The sequence below is a fragment of the Pseudomonas sp. TNT2022 ID642 genome, from assembly GCF_028656995.1.
Classification (GTDB): Bacteria; Pseudomonadota; Gammaproteobacteria; order Pseudomonadales; family Pseudomonadaceae; genus Aquipseudomonas.
In genome coordinates, this window is the sequence record NZ_JAMDGW010000043.1 from 25,991 (window position 1) to 50,097 (window position 24,107).

Here is a 24,107-nt window from a genome sequence, read left to right on the forward strand (position 1 = left end):
GGGGGCGAGGGGGAAAGGGAGCCGATTTGTGTGCCTTTCAAAACCTGAGTTCGACTCGATGGCCCACGTCGGCGTAACTCGAAAGAACACCACATCAGTCCCCTCTCCTTTGAAAGGCGAGGGGGAAAGGGGGCCGATTCGTGTGCCTTTCAAAACCTGAGTTCGACTCGATGTTTCAGGTCGGCGTAACTTGCAAGAACACCACGGTAAGTCCCCTCTCCCTCCGGGAGAGGGCTAGGGTGAGGGGCTTTTCAGCTTTAGAAATCAATAGTCCCGGACAACTTCGCCACCCGCGGCTCACCCTGAGTCAGATAACCACCCTGAGCCGATTCCCAGTACTTCTTGTTCGCCAGATTCTCCACGCCCAGACGCACGGTCACGTCTTTCTCCGAGACCTTGAACGCATAACGCGCGCCGGCATCGAAGCGGTTCCAGGTCGGCAGGCTGAGGTTGTTCGCCGCATCCGCGTATTGACCACCGGTACGCAGCATCCGCGCATTCAGCGCTACACCTTGCAGACCCGGCACGTCCCAATCCGCGCCAGCGTTGAACTGGAAGGTCGGCACGCCGATCGCACGGTTGCCGTCGTTGGCGCCGTTGAGGGTGTTCTTCAGTTCAGTGTCCATCAGGGTCAGGCCGCTGATCAGGCGCAGGCCCTGGATCGGCTCGCCGAAGACGTTCATTTCCACGCCTTTGTTGACCTGCTCGCCTTCACGCACGTAGGTGCAGGTAGTCGCACTGTCGATTTCGCAGTAACCATCGCTCGGCTGTTCGATGCGATAGACACCCAGGCTCGCGCCGTAAGTGCCCATGTCGACTTTCACCCCGACTTCGGTCTGCTTGGAACGCGCGGGTGCATAGACTTCGTTGCCGTTGGTCACACGGAAGCCGCCGGTGCTGGTCGGCGAGGTCGGGCCCTGGGCCAGGCCTTCGATGTGGTTGGCGTAGAACGAAACGTGTTCCCACGGTTTGAACACCACGCCGTACACCGGAGTGGTGATCGATTCGTCGTAGCTCGACTTGCGATCGCCGCTGCCCCAACTGGCGTAGTTGTAACCTTGCACCACCAGTTGCTGACGGCGCAGGCCGGCAGTGACCAGCAGGCGATCGTCGAAGAACCCGAGGGTGTCGGAAATCGCAATGCTGCGGTTGAAGGTCTTGCCGACGATACCCGGATCATTCAAGTCGCCGCCGGCAAAATTGCCCACTGGCGACGGCGTTTGTACCGGGTGGTAGATGTTGTTGGCGTACTGGGTCAGGTCGAAATCATAGGCGCTGCGCTGTTCGGCCCAGATTCCGGTCAGGCCGAAGTTGAGCTTGTGGCTGACCGGACCGGTGTTGAATTTGCCATTGAGGCCAGCCATCACACTGGTGTTGTCTTCGTCATGGGGAATGAACGAGCCGGTGGTGAACGAAGCGCCGCTGTTGCCGACCAGCGTGGTCGAGTTGTAACGCCCGACTTCGCGGGTGTGCTTGGCGCCGCCGGCCGCATAAGCGGTCCAGTTGTCGTTCAGGTCGTACTCGGCGCGGAGCATGCCGAAGGTGTCTTCGATGTCGGTGTAGCCCCACTTCGGCGCATAGTTGGTATCGGCCGACGGCGCGTCCGGAATGTGCGTGGCGGTGCCGAGGTTGACCGAGTTGCGGCCACCGTTGACGCGTTCTTTCTGGTAGGCGAAGTCACCGGAAATGCGCAGGGCATCGCCGCGATAGTCGAGGCCGATGGCGAACAGTTTCGAGCGCTGGTTCTCGTGATCGATACCGGTGTCGCCTTCGCGCTGGGACAGGTTGATCCGGGCACCGAAGCGGTTGTCTTCACCGAAACGCTGGCCGATGTCGAAGTGATGACCGATACGGCCTTCGCTGTTGATGTCGGTGGTGTAACGACGTAGCGGCACATCGCCGGCGCGCTTCGGTTGCAGGTTGACGCCACCGCCGATGCCGGAACCGGTCGGGGTCACGCCGTTGATAAAGGCGTTCGGGCCTTTGAACACTTCCACGCGCTCCAGCGCGTCGGTGGAAATGATCTGCCGGGGCAACACGCCATACAGGCCGTTGTAGGAAATGTCGTCGCCGTTCAGCGGCAGGCCGCGAATCATGAAGACCTGCGCCTGGTTGGAGAAACCCGAGGCCTGACGTACCGACGAATCGTTGAGCAGCACGTCGGCGACGTTTTCGGCCTGCTGATCCTGAATCAATTGTTCGGTGTAGGACGCGGCGCTGAACGGCACGTCCATCATGTCCTGATTGCCGAGCACGCCGAGTTGACCACCACGGGCTACTTGTCCGCCGGAGTAGACCGGAGGCAGGGCGTTCGGTGTCGGGGCCTGGGCATTGACGTTGACGTCGTCCAGCACCAGCGATTTGGAATCGCCTTCAGCGGCGTGAGCGGTGACAGTCAGGGAGCACAGCAGGGCGAGAAGCGTCGGGCGGAACGGGACGGCGAGTCGAGCTGAAGCGGGCATGTAGATACCTGGAGGCGCACGGCCGGTGAGAAAAATAAGGGCGGCGCGAGAACTCCTTGCGCAAATGCGACTCCAGGTGCAAATGATAGGTTTTCTCAGTAACGTTTTGCAATCAGTTTGTCATCACCTCTTCAAAACCCACATTCCTGTGTAGGAGCTGCCGCAGGCTGCGATCTTTTGATCTCGTTTTTAAAATCAAAGTCAAAAGATCGCAGCCTGCGGCAGCTCCTACACGGATTGTGTATGGTGGTTCGGGCTTAACGGACTGGATAAAGCTTCATGCACAACTTTCAATTACCGATCACCCTCGCCGCATTGCTGGTGCTCGCCGGTTGCGCGGGGCAGCGCAGTCAGGAACCGGTGCCGCGTGCGCCTGCCGAAGTGAAGGCCGAGATTGTGCGGCTGATGCCGGCCAAGACGGCCGATCGGCAAGGCTGGGCCACCGACATCTACGCCGCATTTGCCGCGCAGAACATCAGCCCGACCACGCAGAATCTGTGTTCGGTGCTGGCCGTGGCCGAGCAGGAATCCACCTTCCAGGCTGACCCAACCGTGCCCGGCCTGGGCAAAATCGCCCGCGATGAAATCGATCGCCGTGCGGCCAAAGTGCACATCCCCAGCCTGTTGGTCAGCGGCGCGCTGCAAGTGCGCTCAACCAACGGCAAGACCTACAGCGAGCGCTTGAACGCAGCGCGCAGTGAAAAAGAACTCAGTGGCATTTTCGACGACTTCATTGGCAGGGTGCCGATGGGTCGCACGCTGTTCGGCGGCTTTAACCCGGTGCACACCGGCGGTCCGATGCAGGTCAGCATCGAGTTTGCCGAACAGCACGCCAAGGATTATCCGTACGCGGTGGACGGCACGATCCGCCGTGAAGTGTTCAGTCGACGTGGCGGCATGTATTTCGGTATCGCGCATTTGCTCGGCTATCCGGTGGGCTACCGCGAGCCGCTGTATCGGTTTGCCGATTTCAACGCCGGTTGGTACGCCAGTCGCAATGCCGCATTTCAAAACGCGGTCAGCCGCGCTTCGGGCATCCCGCTGGCGCTCGATGGCGACCTGATCCGCTACGATTCGATCATGCCCGGTGGCACCGAACTGGCAGTGCGCACCCTCGGCAAGTCGCTGGGCATGCGCAACCCGACTATTCGCGACCAACTGGAGAAGGGCAAAACCCTGGAGTTTGAAGAGACCAAGCTCTATCAACGGGTATTCGAACTGGCGGAGCAAGCGGAGGGGAAAAAACTGCCGCGCGCGGTGCTGCCAGGGATCGTGCTGCAAAGTCCGAAAATCACTCGCAAGCTCACTACAGCGTGGTTCGCCAAACGGGTGGATGAGCGCTACAAGCGTTGCATGGCCAAGGCCGGATAAAACACACAGACATAAAAAACCCGGCTGACGTGAGCCGGGTTTCTCTGGGTTGTTGCGGTGTTCCACTTCATTCAAGCGTTGCGAAGTTCGTTCAAACGATCTGCGCCACCTTCGGCGACAGTGTTGCCTTGCAGACGATCAGAACCATCAGCGGCGACAGTGTTGCCTTGCAGACGATCAGAGCCATCAGTGGCTTCCAGACGATCAGAGCCATCAGCGGCGACAGTGTTGCCTTGCAGACGATCAGAACCATCAGCGGCGACAGTGTTGCCTTGCAGACGATCAGAACCATCCGCCGCAACAGCGTTCTGGTACAGACGATCCGAGCCGTCGGCGGCGATCATTGTGTGGGCCGGGGTCGCGGCGAAAGCGTTAACTGCGAAAACCGAGAAAGCGATGCCGAGAAGAGTCTGGCGTTTCATGATGGTGTGCTCCGGGGTGTTGTTGGTTGGTATGGAGCTGATGTTACGCCGGAGATTTTTTATGAGAACTTCATTGCCGTGATGGTGAACATCGACGCCGATGATGGTTGCCGGAACCCGCAGATCAGAGCCTTATAGCACCTTCACAGCGCGCCCGATCGCCTGAATCGGCCCGGTCGGTTTGCCGATTGGCGAGCCATTGGCGCCTTCCAGCGTCAGTTCGAACAACTGGTTCGGTTGCAGTGGTGGCAACTTGTCCAACGGCACCGATAAAGCCTGTCCTGGCTTGACCAGACCCAGCGACACCGGCCCCTGCCAGCCGTCAGCCTTGGTCCAGAATTCCAGTGCCTTGTCGGCCGGCACTTCGACCACACCGAGCGGAATCAACTGAATCTCTTGTGAGTTGCTCGCCTGAATCACCCAGCCCGGCGCCTTGTCCTGCGGCGCGACCAGCACCACCAGAAAGCTTGGTTTTGGCGTGGTCTGGGTCAGCAGGATCGAGCCCAGTATCAACGTCGCGGCCAGTCCGGCCGCACTCAGCCCGCGCCAGAGAGGCAGTAGATTCCACCATGAGGTTGATGACGCTTTTGGCGTGAATCGTTCAAGGCTGCGTTCGATCCTCGGCCACAACTGCGCCGAAGGTTGTTGTGAGGGCGCAAGGTCAGTCAACTCCAGCAGACGCCGCTCCCAGGCATCCACCGCTGCGCGCAGTTGGGGATCATTCGGCAAACGACGTTGCACCTCGCTACGCTGTTCGAACGACAGCGTGCCGAGCACATATTCGCCGGCCAGTTCATCGCGTTCCTGTGCCGATTCGCTCGTCATCCCATGCACTCCCGCAAGGCGTTGAGGCTGCGCTTGATCCACGCTTTGACCGTGCCCAGCGGCGTGTCGAGGCGCGCGGCAATTTGTGCGTGGCTGTAGCCGTCGACATAGGCATGCAGGATGCAGTGGCGGCGTTGCGGCTCCAGTTGTTCCAGGCAACGGTGGATGCGCGCCGAATGAGCGTGGGCGTCGAAGCCGTCATTGTCTACAGCCACTTCGTGAGCTTCGTCGAAAGGCGTTTCCCGGCCGTGATCGCGCAGCATATTCAGCGCCAGATGCCGGGTCACGCTGAACATCCAGCCACGCGCCGAACCGCGCGCCGGATCAAACCCCGCCGCGCCGTTCCAGATCTTGATGAAGGCCTCATGAACGATGTCCTCCGCCAGCGCGGTGTCGCGCACCAGCCGCTTGGCCACGCCAAGGAGACGCGGGCCTTCCTGCACATACAAATCGCGCAGGGCCGACCGCTCGCCACGGGCACAGGCAGCGAGACGGGCTTCGTAATCGAAAACGGATTCGGCTAAAGGCATGTCGTGCAATCTAGCTCATTTTCCGCATTACAACGCAGAACCCTGTGGGAGCGGGCTTGCCCGCGATGGCGGTGTATCAGTGACATAAATGTTGACTGACGCGACGCCATCGCTGGCAAGCCAGCTCCCACAGGGATTTATGCTGAGCCTGACAGATCAGTTCGCCGCCCAGAAAATGTAATCAGCCTGGTACTTCACCACTTCCTGCTTGCCCTTGTTCGCCGCCGTGCATTCGCTGCCCGGTGCCACGCCACCCTTGAGCGCGACGCGCTGGATGTAACTGACGCCGCTCATCGCGCCTTTTCCTTCGGCAGGGTTGGCCTTGACCAGTTGATAGGGCAGGTTGCCCGGGCTCGACGGCGCTACGGCCAATTGCGTGCCGGTGACTTTCGAACCGTCCTTGGCCTGCCAGGTGGCCGGCGGGCCGAAGTAGGTGCCGACCTGCTTGCCGCTGCGATCATTGAGCACCGCTTTCGGGCCGACGAAGGTCCACTCGGTCTGCCCTGGAGTATTGGCTTTGTCACGGCATTCGTAAGTGATCTCGCCGACGCCGGTGGTTTCCATCGCGATCTTGTGGCCTTCCGGGACTTTGATCGCGTCGGGATAGCTGCTTTGGGCGAAGGTCGTCGAGGACAGGGCGAGCAAACCGGTGAGGCCAATCAGTTGAGTGATGTTCATCAGTGTTATCTCCGAAAAGGGTAGACCGCTGGCAGCCGAAGAGGGCTGTTACAGGGACTACCCGTGACGGAGGCGTTTGGATGCAGTGCCTGAAAAATATTTTATGGATCACTTCTATACCTGTGGGAGCTGGCTTGCCAGCGATAGCGGTGGGTCAGCGAAGGGGATGTCGACTGACCCGGCGCCATCGCTGGCAAGCCAGCTCCCACAGGGTTTTGTGTCGGGCTTGAGGCCGGAGGCTTTCAGCAGTTCCTGGGTGTAGGGGTGTTGCGGCGCGGCGAAAATCTCGCGCGACGAACCCTGCTCGACCACCTTGCCATCCTTGATCACCATCAAGTCATGCGCCAACGCATGCACCACCGCCAGATCATGGCTGATGAACAAATAGGTCAGTCCATGCCTGATCTGCAATTGCCGCAACAACTCCACCACCTGTTTCTGCACCGTACGATCCAGCGCCGAAGTCGGTTCATCGAGCAGAATCAGCGCCGGTTCCAGCACCAGTGCGCGGGCGATGGAAATACGCTGGCGCTGGCCACCGGAAAATTCGTGGGGATAACGATGCCGGCTCTGCGGATCCAGACCGACTTCCTCCAGCACACGAATTACTGCCGCTTCCCGCTCAGCCTCGGTGCCGATACCGTGAGTCAGCAAGCCTTCGGCAATGATCTGCTGCACCGACATCCGTGGGCTGAGGCTGCCGAACGGGTCCTGGAACACCACTTGAATCTGCCGCCGCAACGGCCGCATCAAACGTTGATTGAGCAAGCTCAGTTGCTTGTTACCGAAACGGATATTGCCCTCGGACTCGACCAACCGCAGGATCGCCTGACCCAGCGTCGATTTACCCGAACCCGACTCACCGACAATCCCCAACGTCTTGCCCCGTTGCAGGGTGAAACTCACGCCGTCCACCGCTTTGATGTAATCCTGCTGGCGACTGAACAATGCTTTGGGCAACGGGAACCACACCTTCAAATCATCGACTTCGAGCAGGTTGTGTTCGAATTCACTCGGCACTGGCGCACCGCTCGGCTCAGCCTCGATCAACAAGCGACTGTAAGGATGCTGCGGCGCACCAAACAACGCTTCGCAATCAGCCTGTTCAACGATCTCACCGTGACGCATCACGCACACGCGCTGAGCGATGCGCCGCACCAGATTGAGGTCATGGCTGATCAGCAACAGTGACATGCCCAGCCGCTGCTGCAACTCGATCAGCAGCTCGAGAATCTTCCGCTGCACCGTGACATCCAGCGCCGTGGTCGGCTCATCGGCGATCAACAGTTCCGGCTCGTTGGCCAGCGCCATGGCGATCATCACCCGTTGCCGTTGACCACCGGAAAGTTGATGCGGATAGGCTTTCAAACGCTGCAATGGCTGGCGAATACCGACCAGTTCCAGCAGCTCCAGCGTCCGTTCACGTGCCGCGCGGCCCTTCAGACCTTTGTGAATCTCCAGCACTTCACTGACTTGCTTTTCCACCGTGTGCAACGGATTGAGCGAGGTCATCGGCTCCTGGAAAATCATCGCAATGCGGTTGCCGCGCAAGCCGCGCATCTGCTGCTCGCTGGCGTGCAATAAGTCCACGCCGTTGTAGCGGATCGCGCCGCTGCTGCTGACGTTCTTGCCCGGCAGCAATCGCAGGATCGAATGCGCCGTCACCGACTTGCCCGAGCCGGATTCACCGACCAGTGCCAGACATTCGCCACGGCGAATATCCAGGTTCAGACCGTGCACCACTTCCTGCCCGGCGAAGGCTACGCGCAGGTCGCGAATTTCAATCAGGTTGTCGTTCATGTCAGCTCCGGGGATCAAACGCATCACGGCAAGCCTCACCAATAAAAACCAACAAGGACAGAATCAGTGCCAACGCGAAAAACGCCGTCAGCCCCAGCCACGGTGCTTGTAGATTGCGCTTGGCCTGACCGATCAACTCGCCCAGCGACGCGGTGCCGGCCGGCATGCCGAAGCCAAGAAAATCCAGCGCAGTCAGCGTCGCAATCGCACCAGTCAGAATGAATGGCAGATAGGTGAGGGTGGAGGTCATCGCGTTGGGCAGGATGTGCCGACACATCAGCTCGTTGTCGGTCAGGCCCAGCGCTCGCGCGGCTTTGACGTATTCCAGATTGCGCCCACGGAGGAACTCGGCGCGCACCACATCAACCAGCGCCAGCCAGGAAAACAGCGCCATGATCCCCAGCAGCCACCAGAAACTCGGCGAGACGAACCCGGACAAAATGATCAGCAGGTACAGCACCGGCAGCCCCGACCAGATCTCCAGCACCCGTTGCCCGAGCAAGTCGACCCAACCGCCGTAATAACCCTGCAACGCCCCGGCAACGATGCCGATCAACGCACTGATGCCGGTGAGGATCAGCGCAAACAGAATCGAAATCCGCGTGCCGAAAATCACCCGCGCCAACACATCGCGCGCCTGGTCGTCAGTGCCCAGCCAATTGCTCGATGACGGCGGACTCGGCGCCGGTTCACTGAGGTCGTAATTGACCGTGTCGTAGCTGAACGGGATCGGCGGAAACAACATCCAGCCGCCCTGATCCTCAATCAGCTTGTGAACATAGCTGCTGGCGTAATCCGGTTGAAACGGCAGCTCGCCGCCGAAATCGGTTTCCAGGTAATCGCTGAGGATCGGAAAGTAGAAAGCGTCGTGATAACGGATCACCAGCGGCTTGTCGTTGGCGATCAGCTCACCGCCCAGACAAATCAGGCACAGACCGATAAACAGCCACAGCGACCAGCGTCCGCGCCGGTTGGCCTTGAACTGCGCAACGCGACGTTGACCAAGAGGAGAAAGAGTGAACATCAGGCAGTCCTCGCCGAAAAGTCGATGCGCGGGTCGAGCAGGGTGTAGCAGAGGTCGCCGATCAGCTTGATCAACAGGCCGAACAGGGTGAACAGAAAAAGTGCGCCGAACACCACCGGGTAATCCCGCGACACCGCCGCTTCGTAGCTCATGCGCCCGAGGCCGTCGAGGTTGAAGATGGTTTCGATGAGCAAGGAACCGGCGAAAAACACCTCGATCAGCGCCGACGGCACACCGGCAACGACCAAGAGCATGGCGTTGCGAAACACATGGCCGTAGAGCACGCGGCGCTCGGTCAGACCCTTGGCCCGCGCGGTGATCACATACTGGCGGCTGATCTCGTTGAGGAAGCTGTTTTTGGTCAGGATCGTCAACGTCGCAAAGCCGCCGATCACCAACGCCGTCACCGGCAACACCAAGTGCCAGAGGTAGTCGCCGACCTTGCCCAGCGTGCTGAGGCTGTCGAAGTTGTCCGAGACCAGCCCCTGCACCGGAAACCAGTTGACGTAGCTGCCACCGGCAAACACCACGATCAACAGAATCGCGAAGAGGAACGCTGGCATCGCATAGCCGATGATGATCGCCGTGCTGCTCCAGACATCAAACGCGCTGCCGTTCTTGATCGCTTTGCGAATGCCCAGCGGGATCGAAATCAGGTAGGTGATCAACGTCGCCCACAAGCCCAGCGACAGCGATACCGGCAACTTCTGCACAATCAGATCGGTGACCTTGGCGCCGCGAAAAAAGCTGCTGCCCAGATCCAGCTGCGCGTAGTTTTTCAACATCAGCCACAGGCGTTCGTGCATCGGTTTATCGAAGCCGTAATGGTGTTTGATTTCCTCGATCAGTGCCGGGTCGAGGCCACGGCTGCTGCGCCCGGCACCGCCAATCGCGGCAACCTCGCCACCGCCGCCCATGCTGTGCCCGCCGAAGCCCTGCAAGCGGGCGATGGCTTGCTCCACCGGCCCACCTGGCGCGGCCTGCACAATCAGAAAATTCACCACCAGAATGCACAGCAACGTGGGGATGATCAGCAGCAAACGTCGACTCAGATAACGCAGCATGTCACTGGCCCCCCGCAAGCTGAGTGTGCATCTGTTGCGTGGTCAGCGCCTTGGCCGACACCTCCCACCAGGTGTTGAGGCCTTCGTCGTATGCCGGTTGCACGGGTGGCATGCCGAAGCGGTTCTGATACACCGTCGGCGTGCCTTTGGAGTAGTAGTTGGGAATCATGTAATAACCCCATTGCAGCACCCGATCGAGGGCGCGGGCGTAATGCACCATGGCCTCGCGGCTGTTGGCCTGGACCAGTCCGTCGATCAATTGATCGACCGCCGGGTTGGCCAGCACCATCGAGTTCGAACTGCCGACTTGCGTGGCGCTTTGCGAGGCGTAGAGGCTGTACAACTCACGGCCCGGGGAGACGATCGGATCGCCGCTGCGCGGGAAACTGGTGACGATCATGTCGTAGTCGCGGGCGTTGAGGCGGTTGACGTATTGCGCCGAATCGATCCGCCGCAGATTGAGGGTGATGCCGATCTGCGCGAGGGTGCGTTTGAACGGCAAGAGCATGCGATCGAAGCCGCCCTGACCGTCGAGAAAGGTGAACTCCAGCGGTTCGCCAGCAGCGTTGAGCAGGCGATTGTGTTGCGGCGTCCAGCCAGCCTCGGCGAGCAGCTTCAGCGCCTGCAGTTGTTTGTCGCGGATGTAGCCGCTGCCATCGGTTTTCGGCGCCTGATAAACCTCGGTGAAGACCTCGTCGGGGATCTGCCCGCGCAGCGGTTCGAGGATCTTCAATTCTTCGGCATCAGGTAGCGCGGTGGCGGCCATTTCGCTCTTCGGCCAGAAGCTGTTCTGGCGCACGTAGAAACCGCGCATCATCTGTTTGTTGGTCCACTCGAAATCCCACAGCAGGCTGATCGCCTGACGCACGCGGCGATCCTTGAAGAACGGGTTCTGCAGGTTGAACACGAAGCCTTGCGCCGCCGTCGGTTTCTCCGGGGCGAGGATCGACTGCTGCAAGCGACCGTCGCGCAACGCCGGGCTGTCGTAGCCGACCACATAACCAGACGAGGAGAACTCGCGGTTGTAGTCGAATGCGCCGGCCTGCAGCAGTTGGCGGGCGACGTCGGTGTCGCCGTAGAAATTCACCGTGAGGGTGTCGAAGTTGTACATGCCGCGACTGACCGGCAGGTCTTTGCCCCACCAGTCCGGATCACGTTGGAAACTGATGCTGCGCCCGGCGTCGACCTTGCTCACCCGATACGGGCCGCTGCCAAGTGGCGGCTCGAAACCACCGCCATTGGCGAAGTCGCGGGTTTTCCACCAGTGCTCGGGGACCACACGCATGGTCGCCAGATCCAGTGCGAGGGTGCGGTTGAGGTTGTTCTTGAAGGTGAAGCGCACCTGCCGTGGGCCTTCGATCAGCACGTCCTGCACGTCGGCGTACTGCTGCCGATAACTGAGGCTGCCCTTGGTCATCAGCAGGTTGTAGGTATAGCGCACGTCTTCGGCGGTGATCGGCGTGCCGTCGGCGAAGCGTGCTTTTGGATTGAGGGTGAAACGTACCCACATACCTTCGGGATCGCGCTCGATCTGTTGCGCGACCAATGCGTAAACGGTGTACGGCTCGTCGAGCGAGCGGAACGCCAATGGCGAATACACCCAGTCGTTGACCTGGACCACGGAAATGCCCTGATCGGCATACGGGCTGATGTAGTTGTACTGGCCGATCTCCATCGACGCGCGACTGAGCGAACCGCCCTTCGGCGCCTTGGGATCGACGAAATCAAAGTGCTGGAAGTTCGCCGGATACTTCGGCGCCTCGCCGTACACCGTCAGCGCATAGCTGCCAGCGGCCAGCGCCGAAGTGCCGGTGCACAGCAGCGCACTGCTTAACAGCAGGCCCGCCATGTTGCGCATGAGTCTCATGAAGTCACTCCCCAAAATCCCTGAATGGTCACGGAACCCTTGTGGGAGCTGGCTTGCCAGCGATGGCGTCGTGTCAGTCGACATCTACTTCACTGACACACCGCCATCGCTGGCAAGCCAGCTCCCACAGGGTTTTATGGTGCTCGTTCTTTAGAAGTGGTAAGTCATGCGCGCAAACAAGGTGCGGCCCAGCGGGTCGGTGTAGCGCGGGTCATAGCCGCTCTGGAAGTTGTAGGCCTGGTTGGAGAACGGCGGGTTGCGGTCGAACACGTTCTTCATCCCGGCATCGACATCCAGCACCTTGTTGAAGGTGTAGCCGGCCGACAGGTCCCACACCGAATACGACGCCACGCGCGCGTGGGTGTCGCGGTCGTAGTCGTTGTAACCCGTGGTGAAGCGGTTGGTCAGTGCCGCCCGCGCCGCGCCGAAGGTCCAGCTGCCGGTGAGGTTATGCTTCCAGCGGGCGATCACGCCGTCACCCTGGAAGTCGCCGACCTTGTCGGTGAACGGGCCTTTGATGGTGCTCTGGAAGTCGTACTCGTCGACGTAAGTACCTTGCAGCCCCAGACCGAACTGACCGTACGGCGTGTTCGGGAAGCGATAATCCAGCGACACATCGACACCGTTGGTTTCGACGATGCCAAGGTTGGCGTTGCCGGTGACGATGTAGTTGAGCGTGCCGTCGGCGTTGCGCACGAAGCGATCCGGGTAGGAGCCCGCCTGATCAAACACGGTGGATTCCGGGAACGGCTGGATCTGGTTGGAGATGTGAATCCACCAGAAATCCAGACCTACCGAGAGGTTGTTGATCGGCTGATAGACGAAGCCGAGGGTCACGTTACGCGCCTTCTCCGGGGCCAGATCTTCGTTGCCGCCAATCTGGTTAAGGAACTGCTGACCGCAATCGCGACCGCCGTTGCCGCCCGGTTGCACCACGCCGCCAGTACACAGTACCGGGTCGTTGTAGTAGCCTTGGGTGAAGGTGATGCTGCGCGGCGAATACAGCTCGTACAGCGACGGCGCACGGAAACCTTCACTGTAGGCGCCGCGCACCACCAGCTCTTTCAACGGCTGATAACGGAACGAGTATTTCGGGTTAGTGGTGCTGCCGAAGTCGCTGTACTTGTCGTGACGCACGGCAGCGGACAGTTCGAGGCTGTCGAGCACCGGCACGTTGATTTCCGCATAGGCGGCTTTGACGCTGCGATCGCCCTCAACGCTGCCGGCCGGGTCGATGCCGAGGCTCTGGATGTCGCCGGCGAACGACTCGAAATCCTGGTGGAATTTCTCTTTGCGGTACTCGCCACCCAGCGCCAGACCGGATGGGCCAGCGCCGAACCAGTCGCCGATTTCGCGGCTGATACGACCATCGAAACCGGCTACACGGCCCACAGCAGTGGAGTAGGCGCCGTGGTACGCCGCGTTATCGATGTACTGCTGACCGGCGGCCGACTGCGGGCCGAACGGGTTGAGCAAACCGCTGGCCAGACCGTCGATCATTGCCTGATCGCTGACATAACCGCTGGTGACGCTGGAGACGATTTTGTTCTGGTTGTACGAGGCGCCGACGTTGTAATCCCAGCCGCCGACCAGACCATCGAAGCTGAGCAAAAAGCGCTGGCTGGTGTTTTGGTCTTTCGATTCACGTGGGCCGGCAGCGGTTTCGCGCCAGTTCACATCGACCGGTTGCGTCGGGTCGAGGGCGAAATCGGTGGGCGCCGGGGTGATGCCATTGCCGGGGTAGTAGGGCGACGAACCGTCGAGGCTCAGACCGGTCAACGGCGCAGGGCCGACCGCCGTAGCGTTGTTGTTGCGCGACCAGAAGTATTCGAGGTTGACGTTGTGATCGTCGCCAAGCTTGCCGGTGGTCTTGCCGAAGAACGAGGTCTTCTCGGTCTGCGGCACCAGGTCGATGTATTCACGGGTGCTGAAGCGGCACAAGCCATCGCGGGCGATCAGGTTGGGGCCGTTGCAATTGCTGTTGGCCAACGGGTTAGTGGCGTTGCCGTTCTGACTGTAGTTGCCGGGGAACGCGGTGCCCGAGGTCTGATCGAGACCGCGACCGGGGGCGTAGTCAGTAGCAAAAGAGCGGTCGTTGGCGTCGAGGTTCTGCTGCTTGTTGTAGTTGAACACGCCGAGGACGTTGAAGCGGTCTTCTTCCAGGTCGCCGTAGCCCCAACTGGCGCTCATGTCTTTGGTCGCGCCGCCACCGCTGTGGGTCGGGGTTTCGCCGCCGAGGGTCAATTGGCCGTCGGTCAGGGATTTCTTGGTGATGAAGTTGATCACGCCGCCGATGGCGTCGGTGCCGTACAGGGCCGAGGCGCCGTCGCGCAGCACTTCCACACGTTCGATGGCGGCAAACGGGATCATGTTCAGATCCACCGCACCGCCGGCCGAGTTGGTCCCGGACAAGGCGTTGTTGGCCAGGCGTCGACCGTTGAGCAGCACCAGCGTCTTGTTCGCGCCGATGCCGCGCATGTCGGCGAACGAGGCACCGCCAGTGGCTGCGCCCACGGAGCCTGCGCTGTTGTTGATCGACTGGCTGCCGGTGATGCGCTGCACCAGTTCGGCGGTGGTAGTCACGCCCTGTTTGCGCAGTTCATCGGCCTTGAGAATGGTGATCGGCACCGCCGTTTCCGCATCGACCCGGCGAATCGCCGAGCCCGTCACTTCGACCCGTTGCAGTTGCGTGGTCGGCGCAACCACCGCCGCAGCCGCCGGGACGCCAGCGTTGTCGTCCTCGGCCGCCTGCACAGTCCCGGCGCCCATCCCCATGGCCACCAGATACAACGGAACAAAACGGTGGCGAGAAATCGTTGCCACCAAGGGTTTGAGCGTGAAGCGTGGAGTGTTCATCAGCATGGTTATTTCCGACTTTTTAGACGTTATCGAATTGGCCTTGTGAGCCCCTCATTGCTCCGCTATCGGTGATACCGCGTGCGGAAAACCACTTTCTTCAAGCAAGCCGATCCCCTCCGAAGACGCTTGGCGTTTTTTCGGTCGGCTGATTGCGACAGGATTCAGCGGGCGGTGGCGGGCGCGTCTTTCAAGGCGCGCCCGCCACCGCACTCAGTGGGTGGTCATCACCGAAATCTTGGTAATGCCCGAGCGTTCGATCGACGCCATGGCCTTGGCCACCTGGCCGTAATTGACGGCGGAATCGGCCTGCAACTGCACGCGGACTTCGGCGTCCTTGGCCTTGACCTCCTTGAGGCTGGCTTCCAGCGATTCCGGTGCCAGCTCGGTCTTGGCCAGATAGAACTTGCCGTCCTGATCGACGCTGACCACCACCGGGTCTTTCTTTTCGGCGGGAGCAACGGCGTCGGTTTTCGGCAGGTTGACTTTGATTGCGTTGGTCATCAGCGGCGCGGTGACGATGAATACCACCAGCAGCACGAGCATCACGTCGACCAGTGGCGTGACGTTCATTTCGCTGAGCACTTCATCGCTGTCTTGAGTAGAAAAAGACATCAGCTGGCCTCCCGCACGGCGGCTGTGGTTTTGCTGGCGATGGCCTGACGGCTGATGGAAAACGCACTGCGCGAGGCGAGGGCGTCGAAGTCGTGGGCGAAGTCATCCATGTCTGCCGAAGCGAGTTTCAATCGACGCAGGAAGAAGTTGTAAATCAGCACCGCCGGCACCGCGACGGCGATACCGACACCGGTGGCGATCAGCGCGTGACCGATCGGCCCGGCGACCGCTTCAAGGCTGGCCGAGCCGGTTTCGCCGATGCTTTTCAGCGCTTCCATGATTCCCCACACGGTGCCGAACAGGCCAATGAACGGCGCGGTGCTGCCGATACTGGCGAGGATCGCCTGACCGTTTTCCAGCGAGCGGCGTTCCTTCTGGATCTGCTGGCGCAGGTTGCGTTCCAGGCGATCCGAGCGGTTGATGGTGTGCGCCAATTGCTGCGTGGTGCGTGGCGAGTCTTCCACCAGTAGTGCTTCGAAACCGCTGCTGGCGATGCGCGCCAGCGAGCCCGGGTACTGGCTGGCGTGTTCGGCGGCGGTAAGCAGATCCGGCGCGCCCCAGAAGGCCTTGGTGAATTGTTTGTTCTGCGCTTTCTGCCGCAGGTACTGCGCCGACTTGACCAGCAGAATCGCCCAACTGACCACGGAAAACAGCACCAGGCCCCAGAGGACACCGGGGACAATCATCGAAGACAAATCGTTCATGGTTACACCTCGCTTGCGTTATTCGGTTGTGCGTTGATTGAGCGTTCGGTTATTGCGGCAATTTGAAATCGATGGTCTGGGTGGCGAAGCCGTCGATCGGCGTGTCACCGCGTTTGGCCGGGATGAATTTCCAGTTCTTCACGGCGGCAACAGCCGCGTCATCCAGTTGCGGCTTGCCGCTGGATTTGGTCACCGTCACCGAGCCTGCACGACCGTTGGCCAGTACCTGAATGCGCAGCACCACGCTGCCTTCCCAGTTGCGCCGCAGGGCCAGCGACGGGTATTCCGGCGGCGGGTTGCCGAGGCTGGCGAGGCCCGAGATCGCTGCTGATTCCTTGACCGGACCCGGCGCAGCGGCAGGGGCCGGCGGTGCACTAGGTGTCGCCGGTGCAGCAGGAGCGGCCGGTTGTGCCGGGGCGGGTGGGGCTTTCGGCGGCTCGACCTTTTTCACCGGTTTCGGCTTCTCGACCGGTTTCGGTTTTTCGATCGGCTTGGGTTTCTCCACCGGTTTCGGCGGTGGCTTGACCGCGTCCTCGTCTTCCACCGGTTGTTCAGGTTCCGGCGGCGGTGGCGGAGGAGGCGGGGGTGGCGGTTCCGGGGTGGGTGGTGCCGGTGGCGTCGGGCTGGTCAGCTCGACGGTCATTTCCGGAATCTGCGGCGGCGTTGGCAATGGCTCTGTTTTGGAATGCTGGAGAAACCACCAGGCGCCGCCATGTATCAGTGCTGACACAGCCACCAGCAACACCATTTGCTGTTTATTCAGACTGCCGGGTTGCGAGGTATTGGCTTTAAACGCCGGCCTGCCCGGTGGCGGCGGGACTGGCGCTTCCCGCAACGGCCCCGGCAGGGTTCTGTGCTTTACCGCATCGTTCATTAAAGCTCCCTCGGGTTGATGAAGGGCAATAAGGTGCCGTCCGAACATCCAGGGGATATTCGAGTGGGTGGGTGCAACTTTCTTCAAGGTGTGCAGAAGCCGATAGTTCAACTATCCGGTTAACAAGGCTTGTGCAAACTTACTGGCTTAGCGTCATCGACTTCGAGTGTTCATTGGCCATTCCCTGGTTGTTCTTCTATTACCTAAGACAACGGTCGGTGTCTCATGCTTGTTACACATAGCAACCGCTGTGCCACATGTTGCTGAAATGTAGAGTGCGTATTTCATGAGTGTTACCCATGTCGCATTTATATAAGTTTTACCCTTGTCGTGGTTTTTTCATGGCGCGCAGATTGCCGTTACTCCGGTTGAGGGAGCTTTTTCACAGGCGAGTCAGGCTGTGCGCCATATCACGCGGGTTGGCGGGATAGAGCGGCTGCGTGGCTTGCGGCCAGGGCACTTGCTGGTGCGCGGCGGACTGAATTGGTGCGGGTCAATGTTTTAGCGGTTCACGGGGCATGTTCCTTGTTGTTGTTTAGATAGAATCACTGTTTTAAGTATTGAGTAGTTCAAACCCGTGGAGCAGTTTTGGTGCACTTGCAATGGTGCTTAAAGTTATTGTTCGACAATCCTGCTGTCATTCAATACACACTGCGTTTGTGCAATAACTGTTCGAGTGTTATTTAAAAAATAAATAGCACGCTGCCGTCGGCCAATAACTCATTGGCGAACGCAGTGCGCTGTCGAGGTTTTAGGTAATAAAGTAAGTGTGAAGGCAGCCGGGACTGTTCGGATGAACTCGGCGGCGAACGGATAAATGCAAAGAGGCTGTGATGCGGCAAAGCGTTTGAAGATTCACGCGGTGAACTCCTTGTTGCCAGCTCGGATACGCGAACTTTTGGTTCGGTATCGCACCTTACAAGAACGCGGATAGCGTTCGATGATTGCTCTTGGTGCGGGATGGGCACCGCCAGCGCTGTTTTGCGAGGTTTGAATTCGCAAGTCGCGAGTGCATGGGAAAACCGTGCCAAAACCGATACACAGGCAGATTTTTTCTACACCCACGCTACAGCCATCTACCCTGTGGCAATGGTCTTTTCGGGGGGATTGGATATGTACCAGCTCTACGGGCACAGAAATTCAGGCGCAGCCGCCATCGAAGCGGCGCTGGAGCTGTGCCAGATCGCTTACCGTTTCATTGATATCGAAGCCAGCACCGAAGCCGCCGAGGCACTGGCCCAGCTCAATCCACTCAAGCAGATACCGACCTTGCAACTGCCCGACGGCAGCGCCATCACCGAGAGCGCGGCGATCCTGATTCATCTGGGCCTGACGTTTCCCAAGTCCGGGCTGCTGCCAGCCAAGGCGAATGATCGCGACCAGGCCATTCGCGGTCTGGTCTACATCGTCAGCAATTGCTACGCAGCGATCGGCGTCATCGATTATCCGGAGCGCTGGCTGCTGATGCCCGACGAAGCCTCGCGGCAGAATCTGGTGGCCGGCGCGCGCGAGCGTTTGCACTGGAGTTGGGAGGTGTTTGCCGACCAGTTTTCCGCCGAGCTGTATCTGGATGACGAAACGCCGGGGGCGCTGGATGTGCTGGCGGCGGTGGTGACGCGCTGGGCGGGCAGCCGCGAGCATTTGCGCCAGACGCGGCCGGGGTTTTATGCGTGGTTGCAGCGAATTGACCGGCATCCGGTGCTGGCGCCGGTGTTCGCCCGGCATTGGCCGTCCTGACCTACGATGATCGTTCCCACGCTCCGCGTGGTAATGCAGCCCGGGACGCTCCGCGTCCCAAAGTGTGACGCAGAGCGTCACAAGAGGCGTTCCCACGCGGAGCGTGGGAACGATCTCGGTAAAGGAGGGTTATTCCCCGCGAATGTACTGCTCCAACTGCTTGATCAGCTCCGCCTGTTCGGCAATCGCTTCCTTGACCAGGTCACCGATCGACAGCAAGCCGATCAGCTTGCCGTTCTCTACCACCGGCAAGTGGCGCAGGCGTTTGTCCGACATGATCCCCAGGCAGGTGTCGACGGTTTGATGGGTGTCCACGGTGATCACGTTCGCCACCATGATGTCGCGCACCGGCGTGCCCACGGATGAACGGCCATGCAGCACCAGTTTGCGTGCGTAGTCGCGTTCGCTGATGATGCCGACCACTTTTTCGTCTTCGACCACCAGCAAGGCGCCGACGTTTTTCTCGGCCATCTTCATCAGCGCTTCGAGCACCATGTGATCAGGTTTGATCTGGTGCACTTCCTGATTTTTCTGATCTTTGAGCTTGAGCAGTTGGGCGACGGTCTTCATGGTGGTTACTCAGGTGTTGTCGTTGTTATCCAAGCATCGTAGACGCAAGCGCGCAGGGCAAGGTGGCAAAGCGGCAGATAACACGCAAAAAACGTCATTTGCCGGTTTTTTCCGTGGCTGACGGCGATTTATCGCCAAGGTCATCCCACGCAATGCCGCGTAGAATGCCCCTCTGTTTCAATTCCTGAGGTTGCAGTGGTGGATTTACCGCAGGGCTTCGTCCTGACCCGGCATTGGCGCGATACAGCGGCCGGCACCGAAGTCGAGTTCTGGCTGGCGACTGACGCCGGGCCGCGCCGTGTGCGCCTGCCGCATCAACCGTCGGTGGCGTTTATTCCTGCCGAGCAGCGCGAAGCGGCCGAACGCCTGCTGCACGACGAAAAGAACGTCGAACTGCGCCCCTTGGCCTTGCAGGATTTCGAACATCGCCCGGTGCTGGGTCTGTATTGCCAGCAACACGGCCAATTGATGCGCCTGGAAACCGCGCTCAACCGCAACAGTGTCGACGTCTACGAAGCCGACGTGCGTCCGCCGGAACGTTATCTGATGGAGCGTTTCATCACCGCACCGGTGCGGTTCAGCGGCACGCCCGATGCCGATGGCGTATTGCTCAACGCCCAGCTCAAACCTGACCCCGATTACCGACCGAAGCTGCGCCTGGTCTCGCTCGACATCGAAACCACCGAAACCGGCGAGTTGTATTCCATCGCCCTCGAAGGTTGTGGCGAGCGTCAGGTATACATGCTCGGCGCGCCGAACGGCGATGACAGTATCGTCGACTTCGACCTTGAATACTGCGACTCGCGCACGGTCATTCTGAAGAAACTCAACGACTGGTTCGCCCGTCACGACCCCGACGCGATCATCGGCTGGAACGTCGTGCAGTTCGATCTGCGCATCCTCCACGAACACGCGCGGCGCCTCGGCGTGCCGCTGAAGATCGGCCGGGGCGGCGAAGAGATGCAATGGCGCGAACACGGCAGCCGCAATCACTACTTCGCCTCGGCGGCGGGGCGGCTGATCATCGACGGCATCGAGTCCCTGCGTTCGGCAACCTGGAGTTTCCCTTCGTTCAGTCTGGAAAACGTCGCCCAGACGTTGCTCGGCGAAGGCAAGTCGATCGACAACCCGTACCAGCGCATGGACGAGATCAACCGCATGTTCGCCGAGGACAAACCGGCGCTGGCCAAGTACAACCTCAAAGACTGCGAACTGGTCACTCGGATCTTCGCCAAGACCGAGTTGCTGACCTTTCTGCTCGAGCGCGCCAGTGTCACCGGACTGCCGGCGGACAGAAGCGGCGGCTCGGTCGCCGCGTTCACGCATTTGTATATGCCGTTGATGCATCGCCAGGGTTTTGTCGCGCCGAACCTCGGCACCAATCCGCCGCAGGCCAGCCCCGGCGGATTTGTCATGGACTCGCAACCGGGCCTGTATGAGTCGGTGCTGGTGCTCGATTACAAGAGTCTGTATCCGTCGATCATCCGCACCTTTCTGATCGACCCGGTCGGGCTGATTGAAGGCCTGCAACACCCGGACGATGCGGATTCGGTGCCGGGCTTCCGTGGCGCGCGTTTCTCGCGCACCCGGCATTGCTTGCCGTCGATTGTCTCGCGCGTTGCCGAGGGCCGCGAGACCGCCAAGCGTGAACACAACGCACCGCTGTCGCAAGCGTTGAAGATCATCATGAACGCCTTCTACGGCGTGCTTGGCTCCAGCGGTTGCCGCTTCTTCGATACGCGGTTGGCCTCATCGATCACCCTGCGCGGTCACGAGATCATGTTGCGCACGCGCAAGCTGATCGAAGAACAGGGCCACGCGGTGATCTACGGTGACACCGACTCGACGTTTGTCTGGCTGCGTCGCCCGCACGGGCAGGAAGAAGCGGCGAGCATCGGTCATGCGCTGGTCAAGCACATCAACGATTGGTGGCGCGCGCATGTGCGTGATGAATATGGCCTGGAAAGCGCCCTCGAACTGCAATTCGAAATTCACTACAAACGCTTCCTGATGCCGACCATTCGCGGCGCGGAGGAGGGCAGCAAAAAGCGTTATGCCGGCCTCGTCACCCGTGCCGACGGCAGCGATGAAATGGTCTACAAAGGCCTGGAAACCGTGCGCACCGACTGGTCGCTGCTGGCCCGGCAATTCCAGCAGGAACTCTACGAGCGGATCTTCCAGCGCAAGCCCTATCAGGATTACGTGCGCGACTACGTGCGTAAAACCCTAGCGGGCGAATTCGATGATCGACTGGTGTACCGCAAACGCCTGCGCCGCACCCTCGACGATTACGAACGCAACGTCCCGCCGCATGTGCGCGCGGCGCGGTTGGCCGACGACTACAACGCACAACACGGGCGGCCACGGCAATACCAGAATGGCGGCTGGATCAGCTACGTCATCACCCTGGCAGGTCCCGAGCCGCTGGAAGTGCGCCGCGCCGCCATCGACTACGACCACTACGTCACCCGGCAGCTGCAACCGGTGGCGGATGCGATTCTGCCGTTTGTCGACGACGATTTCTCAACCCTGATCGGCGGGCAACTGGGCCTGTTTTGAGTCGAGCAACTGCAGCGTCCATTCATCGAGGATGCCGTGGAAGTAGCGTTCCAGTGCCTGATTGAACACGCTGTCTTCAGCGCAAAACTGCGCGAACAGGGTCATCGAGGAATGAAATTTCAGGTCATCGGGATGGCCGAAAATCTCCGCGATCGAACGCTGTTGCACCTTCAGCACTAACTGCGTGCAGGTGCGCAGGCGGGCGCCGAGCAACTCATGGGCCAGATAAGCCCGGGCTTCCTCGGCCGAACCGATGGCGTAGCGCCGGGACATTTCACTGCCGCCCAGTCCGGCGAATTGCGGAAAGACAAACCACATCCAGTGGCTGCGCTTGCGGCCCTCATCGAGTTCGCGTTGCACGCGCTCGAACACCGAATCCTGGGCCTGGACAAAACGTTGCAGGTTGAACGGGTCGTACTGATCAGTGCTTCTCATCGCGAAGCCCTCGCCAGCCGCTGGCTCAAACCATGGCCAGCCGCTGCTTGCGTTGTGGCGCTTGAAACGCTTGGTCCAGCGCCGCCAGATCCCCGGCCTCCAGTTGCAGTTGCGCGGCTTGTGCATTGAGTTGCACGTGTTCCGGTCGCACAGCCTTGGGAATCGCAATCACACCATCCTGACGCAGAATCCACGCCAGCGAAACCTGCGCGGGGGTTACACCGTGACGAGCGGCAATTTCATTCAGCACCGGTTCAGCCAGCATCGCGCCGCCCTGGCCGATCGGGCAGTAAGCCATCAGCGGCATGCGCTGATGTTGGCACCACGGCAGCAAATCGAATTCGATGCCGCGCTCCTCCAGGTTGTAGAGCACCTGATTAGTCGCGCAGACGGAACTGGAGAGTTCTTCGAGATCGTCGACATCGAAATTCGACACACCCCAACGGCCGATCTTGCCGTCCTCGCGCAGACGTTCGAAGGCTTCGACGGTTTCTTCCAGCGGATACTGGCCGCGCCAGTGCAGCAGATAGAGGTCGATGTAGTCGGTGTCGAGCCGACGCAGACTGCGCTCGCAAGCCTGCGGGATACCTTTGCAGCTGGCGTTGTGCGGGTAGACCTTGCTCACCAGAAACACCTGATCGCGCAGGCCGGCGATGGCCTCGCCAACCAAGCTTTCGGCACCGCCCTCGGCGTACATTTCCGCCGTGTCGATCAGGGTCATGCCCAGCTCGATCCCCGTGCGCAGCGCCGCCACTTCACGCTTGTGCGCCGAGCGGTCTTCGCCCATGCGCCAGGTGCCTTGGCCAATGATCGGAACCTGGACGCCGGCCAGTTCGAGGGTACGCATGCAAACCTCCTTGCTGAATGTGTCGATACCTTTTAGTGGGCAGCAGGATAGCTCAGGGGTTCAAAAAGCAAAGAGATCGCGGCCTTCGGCAGCGCTTTCCTTATGGGTAGCGGTTTCCCATGTAGGAGCTGCCGAAGGCTGCGATCTTTTGATCTGGCGCTCTTCTTTATCCATCCACGTACAAGTGCGCAAGAAGTTGCGCAGTGCCTCGCCTGTTTTGACCCGGATAAGTCTCTACAGGCCGCGTAGCTCGTGGCCTCCAGCCAAGTGCGCAACTTCTTGCACACCACTGCGCAAGAAGTTGCGCACTTTCCCTTGTTTTTCATTGGCTTAGTCACAGGAAAAAATCAGTCGATGAGCTCGGGGCCTTGATTTGTATGGGTTGCGTAAAAGCTGGCACGAAGTTTGATGGCGCATGGCCATCCTTTCAGGCAATGGTGCCTGTGAGGTATGTCTTTTCAAGCAAGGAGAGCACCCCATGGCAACACCAGCGTACATGTCGGTTACCGGCGAAAAACAAGGCCTGATCACTGCAGGCGCTTTCACCGCTGACTCCGTAGGCAACACCTACCAGGAAGGCCACGAAGACCAGGTTATGGTTCAGGCTTTCAGCCACGACGTAATCATCCCGCGTGACCCGCAATCCGGTCAGCCAACCGGTCAGCGCGTTCACAAGCCAGTTGTGATCACCAAGGTCTACGACAAAGCTTCGCCTCTGCTGCAAGCCGCTCTGACCTCCGGCGAGCGCATGAGCGAAATCGTTATCCAGTGGTTCCGTACTTCTGCTCAAGGCACCCAAGAGCACTACTACACCACCAAACTGGAAGACGCGATCATCGTCGCCATCAACAACAAAATGCACAACTG

20 protein-coding genes are annotated in these 24,107 nt (G+C 60.1%); 4 read left to right on the forward strand and 16 right to left on the reverse strand.

Annotated features, from left to right (window positions below; translation table 11 throughout):
* Nucleotides 1-257: 257 nt before the first annotated feature.
* Complete coding sequence (locus M5G26_RS28640; RefSeq protein WP_273917111.1) at nt 258-2,462, reverse strand: TonB-dependent receptor; 2,205 nt, start codon at nt 2,460-2,462, stop codon at nt 258-260.
* Between the two features lie 279 nt (nt 2,463-2,741).
* On the opposite strand from M5G26_RS28640, the gene M5G26_RS28645 reads away from it, so the two are divergent.
* On the forward strand, nt 2,742-3,833 hold the full coding sequence (locus M5G26_RS28645; RefSeq protein WP_273917112.1) for a DUF1615 domain-containing protein: 1,092 nt from the start codon (nt 2,742-2,744) through the stop codon (nt 3,831-3,833).
* A gap of 71 nt (nt 3,834-3,904) precedes the next feature.
* Here M5G26_RS28645 and M5G26_RS28650 read toward each other — a convergent pair whose 3' ends face one another.
* From M5G26_RS28650 to M5G26_RS28705, 12 genes are all read right to left on the reverse strand, one after another.
* Nucleotides 3,905-4,255 (reverse strand): hypothetical protein, encoded by a 351-nt coding sequence (locus M5G26_RS28650; protein ID WP_273917113.1) that lies wholly within the window; start codon nt 4,253-4,255, stop codon nt 3,905-3,907.
* Nucleotides 4,256-4,387: 132 nt separating this feature from the next.
* The gene (locus M5G26_RS28655; protein WP_273917114.1) at nt 4,388-5,080 is read right to left on the reverse strand and encodes an anti-sigma factor; all 693 of its coding nucleotides are present in this window, start codon (nt 5,078-5,080) and stop codon (nt 4,388-4,390) included.
* Nucleotides 5,077-5,610 carry a sigma-70 family RNA polymerase sigma factor gene (locus M5G26_RS28660; RefSeq protein ID WP_273917115.1) on the reverse strand — a complete coding sequence of 178 codons (534 nt, stop codon included), beginning with the start codon at nt 5,608-5,610 and terminating at the stop codon, nt 5,077-5,079. Before M5G26_RS28660 ends, M5G26_RS28655 begins: the two co-directional genes overlap by 4 nt.
* 156 nt (nt 5,611-5,766) lie before the next feature.
* Nucleotides 5,767-6,288: a DUF3455 domain-containing protein gene (locus M5G26_RS28665; RefSeq protein WP_134174891.1), complete on the reverse strand. Its 522-nt coding sequence runs from the start codon at nt 6,286-6,288 to the stop codon at nt 5,767-5,769.
* Between the two features lie 114 nt (nt 6,289-6,402).
* Nucleotides 6,403-8,088 (reverse strand): ABC transporter ATP-binding protein, encoded by a 1,686-nt coding sequence (locus tag M5G26_RS28670; RefSeq protein WP_273917118.1) that lies wholly within the window; start codon nt 8,086-8,088, stop codon nt 6,403-6,405.
* A 1-nt stretch (nt 8,089) separates the two neighbouring features.
* Complete coding sequence (locus M5G26_RS28675) at nt 8,090-9,112, reverse strand: ABC transporter permease (RefSeq protein WP_077573741.1); 1,023 nt, start codon at nt 9,110-9,112, stop codon at nt 8,090-8,092.
* Nucleotides 9,112-10,176, reverse strand: a complete 1,065-nt coding sequence (locus M5G26_RS28680) for a microcin C ABC transporter permease YejB (protein WP_016983984.1) — start codon at nt 10,174-10,176, stop codon at nt 9,112-9,114. The genes M5G26_RS28675 and M5G26_RS28680 overlap by 1 nt, the downstream gene beginning before the upstream one ends.
* Nucleotide 10,177: 1 nt before the next feature.
* Nucleotides 10,178-12,043, reverse strand: coding sequence for an extracellular solute-binding protein (locus M5G26_RS28685; protein WP_273917119.1), 1,866 nt, complete (start codon nt 12,041-12,043; stop codon nt 10,178-10,180).
* Nucleotides 12,044-12,193: 150 nt separating this feature from the next.
* Nucleotides 12,194-14,905, reverse strand: coding sequence for a TonB-dependent receptor (locus M5G26_RS28690; protein ID WP_273917120.1), 2,712 nt, complete (start codon nt 14,903-14,905; stop codon nt 12,194-12,196).
* A 207-nt stretch (nt 14,906-15,112) separates the two neighbouring features.
* Nucleotides 15,113-15,514 (reverse strand): ExbD/TolR family protein, encoded by a 402-nt coding sequence (locus M5G26_RS28695; protein ID WP_007918272.1) that lies wholly within the window; start codon nt 15,512-15,514, stop codon nt 15,113-15,115.
* Nucleotides 15,514-16,200 (reverse strand): MotA/TolQ/ExbB proton channel family protein, encoded by a 687-nt coding sequence (locus M5G26_RS28700; RefSeq protein ID WP_371857975.1) that lies wholly within the window; start codon nt 16,198-16,200, stop codon nt 15,514-15,516. Before M5G26_RS28700 ends, M5G26_RS28695 begins: the two co-directional genes overlap by 1 nt.
* 67 nt (nt 16,201-16,267) lie before the next feature.
* Entirely contained in the window at nt 16,268-17,092 is an 825-nt protein-coding gene (locus M5G26_RS28705) for an energy transducer TonB (RefSeq protein WP_273917121.1), read from the reverse strand.
* A gap of 1,113 nt (nt 17,093-18,205) precedes the next feature.
* Between M5G26_RS28705 and M5G26_RS28710 the strand changes: the two genes are divergently transcribed.
* Nucleotides 18,206-18,829, forward strand: coding sequence for a glutathione S-transferase (locus tag M5G26_RS28710; RefSeq protein WP_108227249.1), 624 nt, complete (start codon nt 18,206-18,208; stop codon nt 18,827-18,829).
* A 129-nt stretch (nt 18,830-18,958) separates the two neighbouring features.
* Here M5G26_RS28710 and M5G26_RS28715 read toward each other — a convergent pair whose 3' ends face one another.
* Nucleotides 18,959-19,399 carry a CBS domain-containing protein gene (locus M5G26_RS28715; protein ID WP_007918278.1) on the reverse strand — a complete coding sequence of 147 codons (441 nt, stop codon included), beginning with the start codon at nt 19,397-19,399 and terminating at the stop codon, nt 18,959-18,961.
* Between the two features lie 198 nt (nt 19,400-19,597).
* Between M5G26_RS28715 and M5G26_RS28720 the strand changes: the two genes are divergently transcribed.
* Nucleotides 19,598-21,958, forward strand: coding sequence for a DNA polymerase II (locus M5G26_RS28720; RefSeq protein ID WP_273917122.1), 2,361 nt, complete (start codon nt 19,598-19,600; stop codon nt 21,956-21,958).
* On the opposite strand, the gene M5G26_RS28725 is transcribed toward M5G26_RS28720, so the two are convergent.
* The gene (locus tag M5G26_RS28725) at nt 21,923-22,393 is read right to left on the reverse strand and encodes a DUF1810 domain-containing protein (protein ID WP_273917123.1); all 471 of its coding nucleotides are present in this window, start codon (nt 22,391-22,393) and stop codon (nt 21,923-21,925) included. The genes M5G26_RS28720 and M5G26_RS28725 overlap by 36 nt on opposite strands.
* A gap of 25 nt (nt 22,394-22,418) precedes the next feature.
* Nucleotides 22,419-23,240: an aldo/keto reductase gene (locus M5G26_RS28730; RefSeq protein WP_273917124.1), complete on the reverse strand. Its 822-nt coding sequence runs from the start codon at nt 23,238-23,240 to the stop codon at nt 22,419-22,421.
* 478 nt (nt 23,241-23,718) lie between these two features.
* On the opposite strand from M5G26_RS28730, the gene M5G26_RS28735 reads away from it, so the two are divergent.
* Nucleotides 23,719-24,107 (forward strand): Hcp family type VI secretion system effector (locus M5G26_RS28735; RefSeq protein WP_273917125.1); only part of this gene is annotated, 389 nt, incomplete at its 3' end.

Bases quoted from the DNA above. Each gene is read 5' to 3' on its own strand.
- M5G26_RS28640 (WP_273917111.1), bottom strand. From the start codon at position 2,462: ATGCCCGCTTCAGCTCGACTCGCCGTCCCGTTCCGCCCGACGCTTCTC.
- M5G26_RS28645 (WP_273917112.1), top strand. From the start codon at position 2,742: ATGCACAACTTTCAATTACCGATCACCCTCGCCGCATTGCTGGTGCTC.
- M5G26_RS28650 (WP_273917113.1), bottom strand. From the start codon at position 4,255: ATGAAACGCCAGACTCTTCTCGGCATCGCTTTCTCGGTTTTCGCAGTT.
- M5G26_RS28655 (WP_273917114.1), bottom strand. From the start codon at position 5,080: ATGACGAGCGAATCGGCACAGGAACGCGATGAACTGGCCGGCGAATAT.
- M5G26_RS28660 (WP_273917115.1), bottom strand. From the start codon at position 5,610: ATGCCTTTAGCCGAATCCGTTTTCGATTACGAAGCCCGTCTCGCTGCC.
- M5G26_RS28665 (WP_134174891.1), bottom strand. From the start codon at position 6,288: ATGAACATCACTCAACTGATTGGCCTCACCGGTTTGCTCGCCCTGTCC.
- M5G26_RS28670 (WP_273917118.1), bottom strand. From the start codon at position 8,088: ATGAACGACAACCTGATTGAAATTCGCGACCTGCGCGTAGCCTTCGCC.
- M5G26_RS28675 (WP_077573741.1), bottom strand. From the start codon at position 9,112: ATGTTCACTCTTTCTCCTCTTGGTCAACGTCGCGTTGCGCAGTTCAAG.
- M5G26_RS28680 (WP_016983984.1), bottom strand. From the start codon at position 10,176: ATGCTGCGTTATCTGAGTCGACGTTTGCTGCTGATCATCCCCACGTTG.
- M5G26_RS28685 (WP_273917119.1), bottom strand. From the start codon at position 12,043: ATGAGACTCATGCGCAACATGGCGGGCCTGCTGTTAAGCAGTGCGCTG.
- M5G26_RS28690 (WP_273917120.1), bottom strand. From the start codon at position 14,905: ATGCTGATGAACACTCCACGCTTCACGCTCAAACCCTTGGTGGCAACG.
- M5G26_RS28695 (WP_007918272.1), bottom strand. From the start codon at position 15,514: ATGTCTTTTTCTACTCAAGACAGCGATGAAGTGCTCAGCGAAATGAAC.
- M5G26_RS28700 (WP_371857975.1), bottom strand. From the start codon at position 16,200: ATGATTGTCCCCGGTGTCCTCTGGGGCCTGGTGCTGTTTTCCGTGGTC.
- M5G26_RS28705 (WP_273917121.1), bottom strand. From the start codon at position 17,092: ATGAACGATGCGGTAAAGCACAGAACCCTGCCGGGGCCGTTGCGGGAA.
- M5G26_RS28710 (WP_108227249.1), top strand. From the start codon at position 18,206: ATGTACCAGCTCTACGGGCACAGAAATTCAGGCGCAGCCGCCATCGAA.
- M5G26_RS28715 (WP_007918278.1), bottom strand. From the start codon at position 19,399: ATGAAGACCGTCGCCCAACTGCTCAAGCTCAAAGATCAGAAAAATCAG.
- M5G26_RS28725 (WP_273917123.1), bottom strand. From the start codon at position 22,393: ATGAGAAGCACTGATCAGTACGACCCGTTCAACCTGCAACGTTTTGTC.
- M5G26_RS28730 (WP_273917124.1), bottom strand. From the start codon at position 23,240: ATGCGTACCCTCGAACTGGCCGGCGTCCAGGTTCCGATCATTGGCCAA.